Consider the following 14629-nt stretch of genomic DNA (forward strand, 5'->3'; position numbering starts at 1 on the left):
AAGAGCTGCTGTTTTGGTTATGATATGGTTGTTCTTACTCTCCCATGAAAGGATATCTGTAATCTGTAGGTGTTACAAATGTTTCTTTAATCATACGGGCAGAAACCCATCGGAGTAAGTTCAATTTAGAACCTGCTTTATCATTGGTTCCAGAGGCACGAGCTCCACCAAATGGTTGTTGTCCAACTACCGCACCGGTGCACTTATCATTGATGTAAAAGTTACCTGCACAATTCTCGAGGGCCTGAGTGGCTTGAGTGACAGCATAACGATCAGATCCTAGTATGGCGCCAGTAAGAGCGTATTCACTAGTTTCATCAACAAGTTTCAACATCGCTGCATACTCCTCATCTTCATACACATAAACAGTAATTACTGGACCGAATAATTCCGTCTCCATGGTTACATATTTAGGGTCTGTGGTTAAAATAACTGTTGGATCTACAAACCATCCTTTAGACTTATCGTAGGTTCCTCCTATGATCACATCAGCATTAGAGTCTTTTTTTGCACCATCAATATAGGATGCTAAGTTGTCAAACGAGCCCTCATGAATCACAGCAGTAATAAAATTACTCATGTCTTCTGGAGATCCTATTTTAAAACTCTCTACATCTTTACGAATGTATTTTTCCACTTCTGGCCACATACTTTTAGGTACATAAGCACGGGAAGCGGCACTACATTTCTGACCTTGAAATTCAAAAGCACCTCTCACTATTGCTGTAGCAACTTGAGCAGGGACAGCGCTTTTATGAGCAACGATAAAGTCTTTACCACCTGTTTCACCTACTATTCTGGGATAGGTCTTATAGGTAGTGATGTTTTCACCTATTTTGGACCATAGGCTTTTAAATACTGTTGTAGAACCGGTGAAGTGAACACCTGCAAAATCTGCATGTGTCATGACCTCGTTAGTCATCATAACCGGATCCGCATTGACCATATTGATCACACCGTCAGGAACACCAGCTTCTTTAAATACTTCTACAATGACTTGTGCGCTTAACATTTGATGGTCACTAGGCTTCCAGACACACACATTACCCATTAATGCAGCGCTAGAAGGAAGGTTGCCCGCAATAGCGGTAAAGTTAAATGGAGAAATACAGTATACAAAACCTTCTAAAGGGCGGTATTCTAATCTATTCCAAGCTCCAGAAGTAGATTCAGGTTGCTCTGCATAAATTTCTGTCATGTACTGCACGTTGAACCTCAAGAAATCTACCAATTCACAAGCAGCATCTATTTCAGCCTGGTAAATCGTTTTGGACTGATTGATCATGGTTGCCGCATTAATACGCGCTCTGTAAGGACCCGCAACTAGCTCTGCTGCTTTTAAAAAAATACCAGCTCTTTGTTCCCATGGCATTTGAGACCACTTTTTACGTGCTTCTAAGGAAGAAGCGATGGCATCTTGAACTTCTTTTTTGCCTCCTCTGTGGTAGTTTCCTACTATATGTTGGTGGTCATGTGGGGGTCTTATAGGTGCAGTATCTCCAGTTTTCACCTCTTTTCCATTGATGTATAAAGGTACTTCTGTGTTGGTATTCCACAATTCTCTGTAAGCTGCTAGCACTTGGTCTCTTTCTGCAGTTCCTGGAGCATATGTTTTAATAGGCTCGTTTACAGCAACTGGGACGTTGAAAAATCCTTTTCCCATGATCTATAGTGTGTTTTAAATTTGTGGGTGAAATTACGAATAATCTAGCGTTTCTCCCCACTCGATAAGGGTAAAGTAATCTTAATCTAGAAGTATAGGTAAAAAGGCAGCTGCCTTTTTACAGGAGAGTGAGTTGGTAATTAACTGTTGTAAAAATAAATGCTGAAAATTATGGAGCCCTAATTTAGTGCAAACGGGGCGCTTAGTTTAAAGGCAGGAATAATAACGCTGAATTGGTTAGAAGTAGTGAAATTAACCATATTGTAAAAACCACTCATGTTGCCAAAAGGAGAAGTCAGTAAGCAACCACTTTGGTAGCTATGCGACTGCCCTGGTTTAAGAACTGGCTTTTTACCTATGACCCCTTCTCCATCGAGGTGCTCTGTGCGACTTAGGCTGTCCTTAATACGCCAGTGTCGAGTGTTGAGTTGTACAGAATCTTTACTTTGATTTTCTATGGTAATGATATAGGCAAAGGCAAAGTGCATCTTATAATTTTTATAAAATGTACCTTCAAAACTCGTCTGTACCGAGATTTTAATACCTCTTGTAACCTGTTGTATCATATATTAATATAGAATAATTCCTATCAAAAGTAATAAAATCCCTCCAAATAATAGTCCTGCTACAAATATAAAGCTTATCACAAAAAATTTAATAATGGTTTTCAAGCGTTTTTGTCCATAAAAATGGCGCAAGGATTTATACAGGTAAAAAGGCCCTATAAACCAAAAAAAGAATGCAGTGAGGTCGATATAATTCCAACTGAGCCACTGGATCAACGTAATAAGAATCATGCACAGAAAGGTAAACGTAAAGGTGTTAAATGTAAAAATCAAGTGCTCCATGTAAGTAAAATCCCTGCGGGTATAAAGCAGCCATAGAAATAGGGTTAACAATGGGGTGAATAGAAAAAGAAACACAGGGAGTTTAGGTAAAATAATATCAACTAGAATGGTAGGGTCAGTACTTATGCGATGGATCAACACATTTTTTTCATAAACGGATTGATTATAAGGCGAATTGTCGTGCTCCATTTGTGCCAACGCCGTTGCAGGGTCTGCTATTTTATGCGCTTTGTAGAAGTCGCTGTAAAATTCTATTTGTTTAAATAAGGAACTGAAAGCACCTAGGCTGTCCATGTCTTTTTGTGTCAGAACGTCTGTAGAGAAGTCTTTTTCTTTTTTTGATTCTTCTACCGCTAGGCTATCTGCGGCCACAACTGTTGCTTGCCCTTTGCGTATTTTCTTAGCTATATACTTACCCACAATAGGTTTTCCCTCAATTTCTTGTAGCTCTTCCTCTGTGAGTTGTACTTTATTATTGTCATCATCAAGATCAACTGAAATGTTGCCGCCACTAAAATCTGTAGCAGCATCGTTATTTTTGACCTCTGCGACTGCCCTCTCTATTTGATCTTCTGTAAAAATTTTTACAAAATTTTGTAATTGTATCATTAAAAAGAAAATAATACATACGCTAAGAAAGAAGCGAAATGGATTGGCATAACTCAATCTTTTACCATGTATAAATTGCCTGCTTACATAACCAGGTTTAAACAACAGGTGCTTGATCGTACGCCAGATGCGGCTGTCGTAAGAAAAGATATTGGAAAAGAACTCGCCAAAGAAATCTTGGAGTGCCAGTTGCTTTTTAGAATTGAGTTGTCCACATTGATGGCAGTATTTATCTTCTACATCAAGTGGTGTAGAGCAGTTGAGGCATTCTTCACCTCTGTATTTAATAAGCGATCTGGTGGTAGGTTTCATGAATCATGCTTAATCACTTATAAAGGTAATCAATTCGTTATATTTTGAGAATTAGCCTCCCCTATTCCTATTAATTGATCGTAACGACCGCCTAATTCTCTGTAATATGCCAACACAGAATATTGGTTTTCTGTTTGCCATTTGTTCCCACTTATAAAACCAGGGTCTTGTGTTCCATCTTCATAAACAACCATATATCTATAATTGTAGAATCCTTGCTTTAACAATATAGTGGCTTCATATTTTCCTGTTTTGGAATTGTAAACCGCTTCGTTTTCTGGTTGGAGTTGGAAGGCGTTGTAATTACCCATGATATATATTTTAGCATCTGGGGGCAATTGTATGTCTTGTGTATCTAGGGCAAAATGAATATTGACATACTCTGCCTGTACGGCGTTATCCTCATTAGTAAGGGTTGTAACCAGGTAGTTACCATTAATGTCTGGATTAAAGGTGTATTCTAGGTTTTTACGAGGGCCATCTACAAATAGGTAGGCATTGTACAAGTCTCCTTTACGTACAAAATCTATGTTCACATTAGGAGATCTAAAATCTCTATTTTCAAAGTTGAGAAATTCATTACCAGCCCAGAAAGAGGTTTGTTCGTCATATCGGTAAACTTGCTTATTTCCTAGATTAAATTGAGGTTTTATGTCGGTGATGATGGTATTTAAGTCGCTGTTTTGTATGATAGCAATTTTGAGTTGGTCGTTGGGGTTGATAAAATTGATCTCTTTAGAATCTATAAAGAACTGCACCCGCTGTTGAGTCAACACATAGTTTAAATCACGGGCGCGTTTGATTTCTACACCTACTACAGATTTTTGATCCAAGACCATAAATTTTCTAGAGAAAACAAGTTCTTGATCAGAATTATAAATATGGATCATGTAATTCCCACTCACTTTAAAGCCTTGGGTGAACTGATTGGGTATTCTTAAATCATAATGAGAATAAGGCTGTATGGTGGTAAAGGAATTGCGGTAATTAAAAATGCGCATGTCATCGATTCCTTTAAGAAACTCATTTTTAAAAAGCTGACTAGGTTTCCAGTCGTAATCATAATGCTCAAAGCGATAATAATAATCAGCCTCGTCTCCTATGACATCGTCAAAACTCATTTCAAACGCCTCTCCTAATTGAAATACAGGCAGCATGTTTTCTGGTGGTTTATTAAAGGTCACCGATTTGATATAATCAGGATCTTGGACCAGTTCTTTTTCGGTCTGAGAATTTGCGTGGAAAAAGATTAAAAAAACTGTAATATAGAATAAAATGTACGACTTCATATTGGAGCGTTAGTAAGGTATAAATATAGTAGAATTGCTGTTAATGTAAATGCTTTCGCGAAAGCGATGCTTTATTAAATAAAACGATCTATTTAGAACATTTCTAAATAATATTAAGAGTATATTATAAAGGCTTTATTGCGTAAATTTGCACACTTTTAAAAAAGATTAAATATAACATCCTATGTCAAAGGACATTAGAGTAAAAAAGGGGCTTGATTTAAAGCTCAAAGGCGAGGCTGACAAGAATATTGTCGCAGCTCCACAGTCTTCCATTTATGCGATAAAACCGGCTGATTTTCATGCGATGGTTCCCAAGTTACTACTTAAGGAAGGAGCAATAGTTAAAGCTGGTGAACCTATTTTTTATTCCAAGTATGATGAGAAGGTAAAGTTTGCTGCTCCAGTAAGTGGTACTATTACTGAAATCTTGCGCGGTGCAAAAAGGCGCATTCTCGAAGTTAGAATTTCTCCTAACACGAGCAATGAAGCTGTGCATCACGAGAATATGGACCTGGCTACTGCAAGTGCAGATCAAGTGCGGGACTTATTGTTAGAAAGTGGCTGCTGGCCATTTATTATACAGCGTCCTTATAGCGTCATAGCAAACTCTGGAGACACGCCTAAGTCTATTTTTATATCTGCCTATGCGACGGCTCCACTTGCTGGAGATCCAGAAGTATATCTCGCAGATAAGATGGGTGATTTTCAAGCCGGTATCACTGCGTTAAGCAAATTGACCAGTGGTAAAGTGCATCTAAGTGTAGGTAAAGGCTCTTCTCTTCAAGGAGTTGAGAATGCTGAGGTGCATACAGTTACAGGACCTCATCCTGCAGGTAACGTAGGGGTGCAAATTCATAAGCTGGATCCCATTAATATGGGAGAACGCGTTTGGACAGTAGGTCCAGAAGATGTAGCTACAATAGGTCATCTTTTTCTGACAGGCGAATTTAAGCCAGAAAGAACAGTTGCATTAGTTGGTACTGATGCAAAAGAATCAGATCGTAAATATTATAACACTATAGTAGGCGCGCAAGTCAATAGTATAATTGGAACAGTAGATACAGATCATACCCGTATTATTTCAGGCGATGTGTTAACTGGAGACCGTTTGAGTAATGATCAGTTTTTAAATTATTATCACAATACGCTCACTTTAATCCCAGAAGGTAATGAATACGCTTTCTTTGGTTGGATGCCATTTACCCGTAATAATGTGCCTTCTAATGCAGGTACTTCTTTTTCTAAATTATTAGGGGGAAAGCGCACTGTAGATACCAATCTTAATGGTGAAGAACGCGCATTAGTGGTGACCGGAGAAATGGAAGAAATGTTGCCTATGGATATCTATCCATTGCAGCTTATAAAAGCCTGTATGGCTGGAAATATCGAACAAATGGAAAATTTAGGAATCTATGAAGTAGCTCCAGAGGATTTTGCGTTAATTGATTTTACAAATACGTCTAAACTAGAGGCTCAAGAAGTGATTCGTCTGGGATTAGATTTAATGATAACAGAAGTAGGATAAATTATGAAATGGGTTAGAAACAAATTAGACCAAGCAAGAAAGCCGTTTGAACCTGGGCAAAAATTTGAAAAATTTGCACCAGCGATCAATGCTTTTGACACGTTTTTATACACTCCTAATCACACCACTAAAAAAGGAGCACATATACGTGATGTGGTGGATTTAAAGCGCACGATGATTACTGTTGTATTTGCTTTAATACCAGCACTTCTTTTTGGTATGTGGAATACAGGTGCTCAATACCTGTATCAAGACTTAGGTCTAGCAAACGTTACCGATGTGCCATTTTGGGATGCTTTTATAGAAGGTGCGATACTAGTGACTCCATTAATTATTGTGAGTTATGTGGTAGGATTAACCATTGAATTTATTTTTGCGATCTATAGAGGTCACGAGGTGAATGAAGGTTATTTAGTAACCGGATTGTTAATTCCTATGATTTTTCCAGTGGATATTCCATTATGGATGCTGGCTATCTCTGTAGCTTTTGCTGTTTTGATAGGTAAAGAAGCTTTTGGAGGTACGGGGATGAATATATTGAACCCAGCACTAACTGCTCGTGCTTTTGCGTTTTTTGCCTATCCGTTATACATGTCAGGTAATGCTATTTGGGTTCACCAAGGGGCGACGGATAGTATTTCTGGAGAAACCATATTAGGGACACTAGCACAAGGTAAATCTGTAGCTTATAGTTTCTTTGATGCCGCTGCGGGTTTTATACCTGGATCTGTATCGGAAACATCAACGATCGCAGTTCTTTTAGGAGCAGCAATATTGATACTTACTAAAGTTGGTAGCTGGAGAATCATTTTAAGTGGTTTTGCTGGTGCGGCAGTGATGGGATTAATTTTCAATGCTTTTGGTCTTAATGCCTTAATGCAATTTGATTGGTACATGCACCTAGTCGTTGGCGGATTAGCCTTTGGTCTTGTGTTTATGGCGACCGATCCAGTTAGTGCTGCTCAGACCATGAAAGGAAAATGGATTTATGGATTCCTTTGTGGATTCTTCGGTGTCATGATACGTGTATTTAATCCAGCATATCCAGAAGGAATCATGCTAGCCATATTATTGATGAATGTATTTGCTCCTACCATAGACCATTATGTGATTCAAGGAAATGTGTCCAAACGTAAAAAACGCCTTGCAAAAGCAAAGGCTCAACTTCAAACAGCTTAGAAATGGATAGAAATTCAAACGCTTATACCTTCTTATTTGTGATACTGCTTATTGCGATAGTGGCAAGTGCTTTAGCTTTAACAGCTACTTCCTTACAGCCAGCACAAGCAGAGAATGTAACGAACGAAAAAATGCAAAATATACTCGGTACCGTAGGTATTGAGGTGGCAAGAGATAGTGCTCAGATACCATTTGACAAATATATAGTGGAACGTATCGCACTGGATAGTAAAGGTCAAGAGCGTAGTGATGTAGATGCTTTTAGCGTGGATCTTAAGAAAGAACTAAAAAAAGATGTTGAAGAGCAATCATTTCCTTTATACGTTGCTGATATTGATGGGGCTAAATATTATATAGTTCCACTTAGAGGTAAGGGTCTTTGGGATGCCATATGGGGTTATGTAGCTCTTAAAGATGATGTGAACACTATTAAAGGTGCTGTTTTTGATCACAAGGGAGAAACTCCCGGCTTAGGTGCTGAGATCACTCAAATGTGGTTCAAGAAAAGTTTTGATGATGAAAAAATCTTAGACAGCTCTGGAAACTTTGTAGGAGTTGACGTGCAAAAAGGATATCAAGGTGGCGATAACAAAGCTGACAATGCAGTAGATGCTATTTCTGGTGCAACCATCACAGGTGACGGCGTAACCAAAATGATTACCGAACGCCTCCAGAATTACCTTCCTTATTTTCAAAATAACACGAACGTTAAAGTGGCATCTAACTAGTTGATAGTTCCGCTTTCGCGAAAGCGATTTAAAAACAACCATAATGGCTGAAAACAAAAAATTAACAAAAAAAGAAGATTTGATTCTTTTTCTATCAGATACTGATGAGAGAGAAGGACTTCTAGGTAAGAAAAACAGGAAATTACTCACTGATCCACTTACAGATAATAACCCTATAACGGTACAAGTTTTGGGTATCTGTAGTGCATTGGCAATTACGGTTAAATTAGAACCTGCAATTGTAATGTCCCTAGCAGTGATGGCGGTAATGGCTTTTAGTAACATGATTATTTCTATGTTGCGTAATTCCATCCCGTCTCGTATTAGAATTATCGTGCAGCTAGTAATAGTGGCAGCCTTAGTAATTCTTGTAGATCAAGTGTTGAGAGCCTACGCATATGATGTCTCTAAACAACTATCGGTCTTTGTAGGACTGATTATTACTAATTGTATCGTAATGGGACGTTTAGAAGCATTTGCTTTGGGTAATGGAGTTTACAAATCCTTTTTAGATGGAATAGGAAATGCAGCGGGATACGCCTTTATACTCATACTTGTAGCTTTCTTTAGAGAGCTCTTAGGTTTTGGAAAATTGTTAGGTGTTCAAATCATCCCAGACTCTTGGTATGAAGCTGGTTATTCTAACAACGGTTTAATGTTGTTATCTCCTATGGCTTTGATTACAGTAGGTCTTATTATATGGGTGCAACGCAGTCGTAGTAGGACATTAATTGAACAAAACTAATTTAAGAAATAGAACTAAATGGACTTAATTAACATTTTTGTAAAAAGTATTTTTATAGAGAACATGGTTTTCGCCTATTTCTTAGGTATGTGTTCTTACTTAGCCGTTTCAAAGTCGGTGAAGACAGCTGTAGGTCTTGGTGCCGCAGTAGTGTTTGTATTAGGTATCACAGTGCCTATTAACTGGTTGCTGGACACCTATTTATTAAAGCCAGGAGCTTTAATATGGTTGGATGCAGAGTATGCAAGTATCGACCTATCCTTTCTTAGTTTTATCATGTTTATAGCGGTAATAGCTAGTATGGTGCAGCTGGTGGAGATGGTAGTAGAGCGTTTTGCTCCAGCATTGTACGGTGCATTGGGTATTTTCTTGCCATTGATCGCTGTTAACTGTGCTATTTTAGGAGGATCATTATTTATGCAACAGAAAGATTTTTCAGGAATCTCAGAAGCTGCGACTTATGGTATAGGAAGTGGTATAGGTTTCTTTCTTGCAATACTTGCTATTGCAGCAATACGCGAGAAGATTACTTACTCTAATGTACCAGCGCCACTGCGCGGACTAGGAATAACATTTATCATCACCGGACTTATGGCTTTAGGTTTCATGAGTTTTATGGGAATAGAAATTTAAAAAGAAAACATCGTTATGGATTCTAACATGATTACAGTTTTAGCAAGTGTTGCAATTTTCTTGACACTTATTTTATTATTAGTATCTCTTTTATTAGGAGCAAAATCTAAATTGCTTCCTTCTGGACCGGTTACTATTAACGTTAACGGAGAAAAAGATATTACTACAGGTTCTGGAAGTACGCTTTTAGGAACTCTGGGAGATAACAAATTATTCTTGCCATCTGCTTGTGGTGGAGGTGGAACATGCGTTCAATGTAAATGTATCGTTACAGAAGGTGGTGGTTCTATTTTGCCTACTGAAGTACCTCACTTTACAAGAAAAGAAATTGCTGCTGGATGGAGACTTGGTTGTCAAGTGAAAGTAAAGCAGGACATGAAGATTGAAATTCCAGAAGAAGTTTTTGGTATTAAAAAATGGGAAGCTGAAGTAGTTCGTAATTACAATGTTGCTTCCTTTATTAAAGAGTTTGTAGTTCGTCTTCCAGAAGATATGCATTATGAAGCTGGTGGATATATTCAAATTGAAATCCCTAAGTGCGAAGTGAAATTTGAAGATATGGACATTACCGCTCACCCAGAAGAGCACGATACTCCAGATAAGTTTAAAGCAGAGTGGGAGAAGTTCAATTTGTGGCCACTAGTAATGAAAAATCCTGAAACAGTAGAAAGAGCATACTCTATGGCTTCTTTCCCTGCAGAAGGTCGCGAGATCATGTTAAACGTACGTATTGCTACGCCGCCATGGGATAGAGCAAAGAACGGATGGATGGACGTTAATCCAGGTATTGCCAGTTCCTATATTTTTAATCAAAAGAAGGGAGATAAAGTAATAGTCTCAGGACCTTACGGGGAGTTTTTCATCAATCACTCAGAAGCAGAAATGCTATATGTAGGTGGTGGAGCTGGAATGGCACCTATGCGATCTCACTTGTACGAGCTTTTTAGAACATTGAAAACCAACCGTAAGGTGACTTATTGGTATGGTGGTCGTTCCAAGGCAGAATTGTTTTACATTGAGCATTTTCGTTCTTTAGAACGCGAATTTCCTAACTTTAAATTCTATTTGGCCCTTTCAGAGCCAGCAGAAAATGATAATTGGAAGGTAAAAGAAGATCTTGATGCCGAAGGTGATGGATTCGTTGGATTCATTCACCAAGTGGTTATTGATCAATATCTAAACAAACACGAGTCTCCTGAAGACTTAGAAGTGTATTTTTGTGGACCACCTTTGATGAACAATGCTGTAGGTAAAATGGCAGAGGACTTTGGAGTTGATCCTGAGAACATACGTTTTGATGACTTTGGAGGATAGATAGAGCGTCATCCTGTGTGTAGTCCTAAATAAACGATACAGATTATTAAAGATTAAATTTATTATTTAAATCTCATTGAAGCTAGCTTCAATGAGATTTTTTGTTTTTACTGTTTCATTTTAAGTTTATTCTGTTCGTGCATCTGCTGTGTTGTATAAGAAAAGCCTGATCTAGTAAGATCAGGCTTTTTTAGCTTCGCATATAGCTTCTACACCAACCCTGTTCTACTTACAATATCTCTATGTTCTGCTCTATTATATCCACGCTGTTTGATTTCAGATAGCTTAAATTGGGCCATGCTCTTATTAATGTTGAATACGTGTATCATCGACTACAGTCTAGATAACCGATCTAAAATGATATTCTTACCTATATGATTTTTTATTTAACAATTAGCGTTAAATTATACCACATTATTTTATGAGACGATTGGTTCAATACGCATCCATTTTTTGATTTTCGATAAATGTTCGGTAGGATGTAGGGTTTTGCGTGGAATGTACTTTTTCCATGGTGTTAGGTAATAGTCATCCCTTATTATCTTTTAAAGAATTATGTTACCCATCTGTTGGTGATTGACTTTTTTAAGTTACCTAACATTTGTTGTTTAAATCGTGGCCACAGCATCATGAACTTATAGGAATACTACTTATTGAGGGTCTCTATAGTGGTGTCATAGACTTAGATACTTTAACCAACTACTTGGGTAACGGGCAAAAAAATCCATCGCATGTACAATGACTTTATAGTATTTCTAAGTTTTAAGTTACACATTTCTTTTAGTGGAGCCGTAGTAAGCAATGTAGGCGTAGCACAATAAAAGAACAAGAAAAGCAATGCTTAAACCTGTGCCAGTAGCCTTTCCATCAACGTCTGTACCAAAAGCATCTGCTATGGTGCCAACTAACTTTGGAATAAACGCACCACCAACTATTCCCATCACCAGAAGACCTGAGGCTTGAGCTTTTAAGTTGTCTAAGCCATCTAAGGCAAGGCTAAATATAGTTGGGAACATGATAGAATTGAATAGACCTACTGCCAGTATAGTAAACATGGCTGTAGTGCCACTACTGCTTATAGAAATCAAAATCATAGTGATAGCGAGTATACCAAAAATCGTCAATAGTTTACCACTGCTTATAAACCTCATTAAAAAGGCTCCGATAAACCTTCCTATCATTGCTCCACCCCAATAAAGGGTTACAAAAGAACCTAGAATAGCATTAGCATCTACCTCGCTAATGTCTTTCCCTATAAGAAGGAAAGAAGATAAGCTACTTAAAAAGTCACTATTTTTTATGGTCGTTATCACGTCCAGCTCCTGAAAATAGTTGACTAAGAAGCTACCTATAGAGACTTCTGCTCCTACATACATGAATATACCTAAGACACCTAGTAAAAACCTTTTGTTAGATAGCAATTTAGAATAGCCGTCTTTAGGAGCTTTTTGTAAGAGAGAAGGTAGTTTTGTAAAGCCAAATATGGCGGCAAGTGTAAAGAGTACCCCAGCAATAATAAGAAAGGGTTCCTGCACTGTTAAAGCCTCCCCAGCGTAATAAGTGATTTTATTTGCCTCTGATAATTTTGAAATACCTTCACTAGACATGACGCTATCACTCAGTAAAAATAATGCGCCAGCTATAGGAGCGAGGAGCGTTCCAAAGCTATTAAATGCCTGTGATAGGTTCAACCTGCTAGAAGCTGTTTTTTCATCACCCAAAAGTGTTACATAAGGGTTTGCAGCAACCTGCAATAAGGTAATTCCAGCGGCTAATGTGAAGAAGGCCGTGATAAAAATCCAAAACTGTCGGTAACTTGCTGCGGGGTAGAATAAGCAACAAGCAACTCCCATAACGATCAGACCGGTAACAATACCTCTTTGATAGCCTATTTTCTCCAATAAAAAACTAGAGGGAATGGCAAAGCAAAAAAACGCACCAAAAAATGCAAACTGAACCATGATAGATTGCCCGTAACTCAATTCAAACACATCTTTTAACCTAGGGACCAGCGCATCTACTAATACCGTTATAAAACCCCACATAAAGAAAAGGGTGGTTAAGAAAGCAAAGGCAGACGTATAATCTTTTTTAGTACTCATATAAATGGGGTGCAATTAAATATGTTAAGACGTTAAATAGGCCTTTGATTCTATTCTAGTATTTACAGAGTTTTTATATTCCATTCGAGCAAACCCAGGATGTATGCAATAACTGCCGGTTTCTCCAGCTTTATTCATGGCAATGTAGGCTACTTGAAAGTGCTCTATTTGATCATTTTTTGATACGATTCTATTTAATGCCTCTTCACAGGCTTCTTGAGGACTTTTACCTTGACGCATGAGCTCGACAATTAAAAAGCTACCCACATTTTTCATGATCTCTTCACCCATACCTGTAGCTGCTGCGCCGCCTATTTCATTATCTATAAATAATCCAGCTCCTATAATAGGTGAGTCTCCTACACGACCTTTCATTTTATAAGAAAGGCCAGATGTGGTACAAGCACCAGCTATATCGCCATTTTGATCCATACACAACATGCCTATGGTATCGTGGTTTTCTATATTGATGATAGGTTTATACTCGCTGTCTTTGAGCCATGCTCGATAGGCTTTTTCAGAAGACTCTGTAAGCAGTTGTTCTTTTTGAAAACCGTATTTATATGCCAGTTCTTCTGCACCTTGAGAAGCGAGCATGACGTGGGGCGTTTCTTCCATCACAATTTTTGCAAGTGCCGCAACATTAGTGATATTTTCTACACAAACTACAGCGCCGCAATCGCCATTAGCATCCATGACACAAGCGTCTAGAGTAACATTGCCTTCGCGATCTGGTGCACCGCCTTTACCTACCGTTGTATTTTTAATGTTTTCTTCTTCAACAGCAACACCTATTATGGCAGCGTCTAGAGCAGTAACTCCTTTATCTAAGGCTTTTCCAGCAGCTTCATTAGCTTTTGTAAAGGCCCAAGTGCATATAGCAATGGGTTGTTTTTTATAGGCCATAGTGGAAGGAGATTTGTCTACACAAGCTAGTAATGTCGCTCCTAAGGAAAGGGCAACACCAGCTTTAGTACTTTTTATTATAAAATTACGTCTGTTCACGAGCTCGAAAAATACGATTTTAGCAATTAAAAACTCGAAACTCTATAAAAGGAATATTAAAGTGGCTTAAAAGCCATTGCTTTAATTTCAATCAATAAGTGAGGATGTGGTAATTGGTGGACAGCAACAGTAGTTCTGGTAGGTCCGTCATAGTCAAAAAACTCACCGTAGGTAGTATTGTAACCACCAAAATCATTCATGTTTACTAAGAAGGTAGTCACATCAACAACATCTTTTAAGGAGGCGCCTTCCGTTTGTAAAATCCCATCTATATTTTCCAGAACCGCTGCGGTTTGCGCTTTGATATCTAGATTGGTTGTTCCCATTTCGTCCACTTCCACACCTGCAAAAGTATTGTCTGCTCTACGACTACTGGTTCCTGAAACAAATAAAAAATCACCTACACGTTTGATATGTGGGTAGTTGCCTCTAGGTGTTGCTTTATCTTTTAATACTGCCATTGTTGTTGTTTTATCTTTTAACTAGCCAAACCCCAAAGATTTCCAAAACCTTTGGGGTTTGGCAGTTTATTTCATTCTAAATCTTTTCTCGATGAAAATAGTTGATAATTTTTAATTCGGCTTGCGTTTTAACACCCTAAAGTTAACACCCCAAAGGTTTTTAAAATTTAATTAGCAATGAGCCTCCCTAAACTCTTCAACTCCATCAAACCA

At 38.1% G+C, this 14629-nt stretch carries 13 protein-coding genes; 6 read left to right on the forward strand and 7 right to left on the reverse strand.

What is annotated here, in order from left to right:
• Window positions 1–34: 34 nt before the first annotated feature.
• From pruA to KG732_RS04940, 4 genes are all read right to left on the reverse strand, one after another.
• Window positions 35–1663 (reverse strand): L-glutamate gamma-semialdehyde dehydrogenase, encoded by a 1629-nt coding sequence (gene pruA / locus KG732_RS04925; protein ID WP_213521366.1) that lies wholly within the window; start codon window positions 1661–1663, stop codon window positions 35–37.
• A 179-nt stretch (window positions 1664–1842) separates the two neighbouring features.
• The gene (gene apaG, locus KG732_RS04930) at window positions 1843–2229 is read right to left on the reverse strand and encodes a Co2+/Mg2+ efflux protein ApaG (protein WP_213521367.1); all 387 of its coding nucleotides are present in this window, start codon (window positions 2227–2229) and stop codon (window positions 1843–1845) included.
• Between the two features lie 3 nt (window positions 2230–2232).
• Window positions 2233–3432, reverse strand: coding sequence for a DUF3667 domain-containing protein (locus tag KG732_RS04935; protein ID WP_213521368.1), 1200 nt, complete (start codon window positions 3430–3432; stop codon window positions 2233–2235).
• A 29-nt stretch (window positions 3433–3461) separates the two neighbouring features.
• On the reverse strand, window positions 3462–4721 hold the full coding sequence (locus KG732_RS04940) for a DUF5103 domain-containing protein (RefSeq protein ID WP_292891389.1): 1260 nt from the start codon (window positions 4719–4721) through the stop codon (window positions 3462–3464).
• A 184-nt stretch (window positions 4722–4905) separates the two neighbouring features.
• Between KG732_RS04940 and KG732_RS04945 the strand changes: the two genes are divergently transcribed.
• Genes KG732_RS04945 through nqrF form a run of 6 tightly spaced genes read left to right on the forward strand, consistent with a single transcriptional unit; the run spans window position 4906 to window position 10848 of the window.
• The gene (locus KG732_RS04945; protein WP_213521369.1) at window positions 4906–6249 is read left to right on the forward strand and encodes a Na(+)-translocating NADH-quinone reductase subunit A; all 1344 of its coding nucleotides are present in this window, start codon (window positions 4906–4908) and stop codon (window positions 6247–6249) included.
• 3 nt (window positions 6250–6252) lie between these two features.
• Window positions 6253–7428, forward strand: coding sequence for an NADH:ubiquinone reductase (Na(+)-transporting) subunit B (locus tag KG732_RS04950; RefSeq protein ID WP_101013196.1), 1176 nt, complete (start codon window positions 6253–6255; stop codon window positions 7426–7428).
• A 2-nt stretch (window positions 7429–7430) separates the two neighbouring features.
• Window positions 7431–8156, forward strand: coding sequence for an NADH:ubiquinone reductase (Na(+)-transporting) subunit C (nqrC, locus tag KG732_RS04955; protein WP_213521370.1), 726 nt, complete (start codon window positions 7431–7433; stop codon window positions 8154–8156).
• 43 nt (window positions 8157–8199) lie between these two features.
• On the forward strand, window positions 8200–8901 hold the full coding sequence (locus KG732_RS04960; RefSeq protein ID WP_213521371.1) for an NADH:ubiquinone reductase (Na(+)-transporting) subunit D: 702 nt from the start codon (window positions 8200–8202) through the stop codon (window positions 8899–8901).
• Window positions 8902–8919: 18 nt separating this feature from the next.
• Window positions 8920–9534 carry an NADH:ubiquinone reductase (Na(+)-transporting) subunit E gene (gene nqrE / locus KG732_RS04965; RefSeq protein WP_213521372.1) on the forward strand — a complete coding sequence of 205 codons (615 nt, stop codon included), beginning with the start codon at window positions 8920–8922 and terminating at the stop codon, window positions 9532–9534.
• Between the two features lie 27 nt (window positions 9535–9561).
• The gene (nqrF, locus tag KG732_RS04970; RefSeq protein ID WP_213521696.1) at window positions 9562–10848 is read left to right on the forward strand and encodes an NADH:ubiquinone reductase (Na(+)-transporting) subunit F; all 1287 of its coding nucleotides are present in this window, start codon (window positions 9562–9564) and stop codon (window positions 10846–10848) included.
• A gap of 767 nt (window positions 10849–11615) precedes the next feature.
• Here the strand turns inward: nqrF and KG732_RS04975 are convergent.
• From KG732_RS04975 to KG732_RS04985, 3 genes are read right to left on the reverse strand one after another with little or no spacing between them, the layout of a single operon-like run.
• Entirely contained in the window at window positions 11616–12950 is a 1335-nt protein-coding gene (locus KG732_RS04975; RefSeq protein ID WP_213521373.1) for a sugar MFS transporter, read from the reverse strand.
• Between the two features lie 24 nt (window positions 12951–12974).
• Window positions 12975–13955, reverse strand: coding sequence for an isoaspartyl peptidase/L-asparaginase family protein (locus KG732_RS04980; RefSeq protein WP_213521374.1), 981 nt, complete (start codon window positions 13953–13955; stop codon window positions 12975–12977).
• Between the two features lie 56 nt (window positions 13956–14011).
• On the reverse strand, window positions 14012–14416 hold the full coding sequence (locus KG732_RS04985; protein ID WP_213521375.1) for a RidA family protein: 405 nt from the start codon (window positions 14414–14416) through the stop codon (window positions 14012–14014).
• Window positions 14417–14629 lie beyond the last annotated feature (213 nt).

This window comes from Nonlabens sp., assembly GCF_018401815.1.
GTDB lineage: Bacteria > Bacteroidota > Bacteroidia > Flavobacteriales > Flavobacteriaceae > Nonlabens.

Excerpts from the sequence above, each read along its gene's own strand:
- KG732_RS04945 (WP_213521369.1), top strand. The coding sequence starts at position 4,906 with ATGTCAAAGGACATTAGAGTAAAAAAGGGGCTTGATTTAAAGCTCAAA.
- KG732_RS04935 (WP_213521368.1), bottom strand. The coding sequence starts at position 3,432 with ATGAAACCTACCACCAGATCGCTTATTAAATACAGAGGTGAAGAATGC.
- nqrC (WP_213521370.1), top strand. The coding sequence starts at position 7,431 with ATGGATAGAAATTCAAACGCTTATACCTTCTTATTTGTGATACTGCTT.
- KG732_RS04985 (WP_213521375.1), bottom strand. The coding sequence starts at position 14,416 with ATGGCAGTATTAAAAGATAAAGCAACACCTAGAGGCAACTACCCACAT.
- KG732_RS04940 (WP_292891389.1), bottom strand. The coding sequence starts at position 4,721 with ATGAAGTCGTACATTTTATTCTATATTACAGTTTTTTTAATCTTTTTC.
- KG732_RS04950 (WP_101013196.1), top strand. The coding sequence starts at position 6,253 with ATGAAATGGGTTAGAAACAAATTAGACCAAGCAAGAAAGCCGTTTGAA.
- nqrF (WP_213521696.1), top strand. The coding sequence starts at position 9,562 with ATGATTACAGTTTTAGCAAGTGTTGCAATTTTCTTGACACTTATTTTA.
- nqrE (WP_213521372.1), top strand. The coding sequence starts at position 8,920 with ATGGACTTAATTAACATTTTTGTAAAAAGTATTTTTATAGAGAACATG.
- apaG (WP_213521367.1), bottom strand. The coding sequence starts at position 2,229 with ATGATACAACAGGTTACAAGAGGTATTAAAATCTCGGTACAGACGAGT.
- KG732_RS04960 (WP_213521371.1), top strand. The coding sequence starts at position 8,200 with ATGGCTGAAAACAAAAAATTAACAAAAAAAGAAGATTTGATTCTTTTT.
- KG732_RS04975 (WP_213521373.1), bottom strand. The coding sequence starts at position 12,950 with ATGAGTACTAAAAAAGATTATACGTCTGCCTTTGCTTTCTTAACCACC.
- pruA (WP_213521366.1), bottom strand. The coding sequence starts at position 1,663 with ATGGGAAAAGGATTTTTCAACGTCCCAGTTGCTGTAAACGAGCCTATT.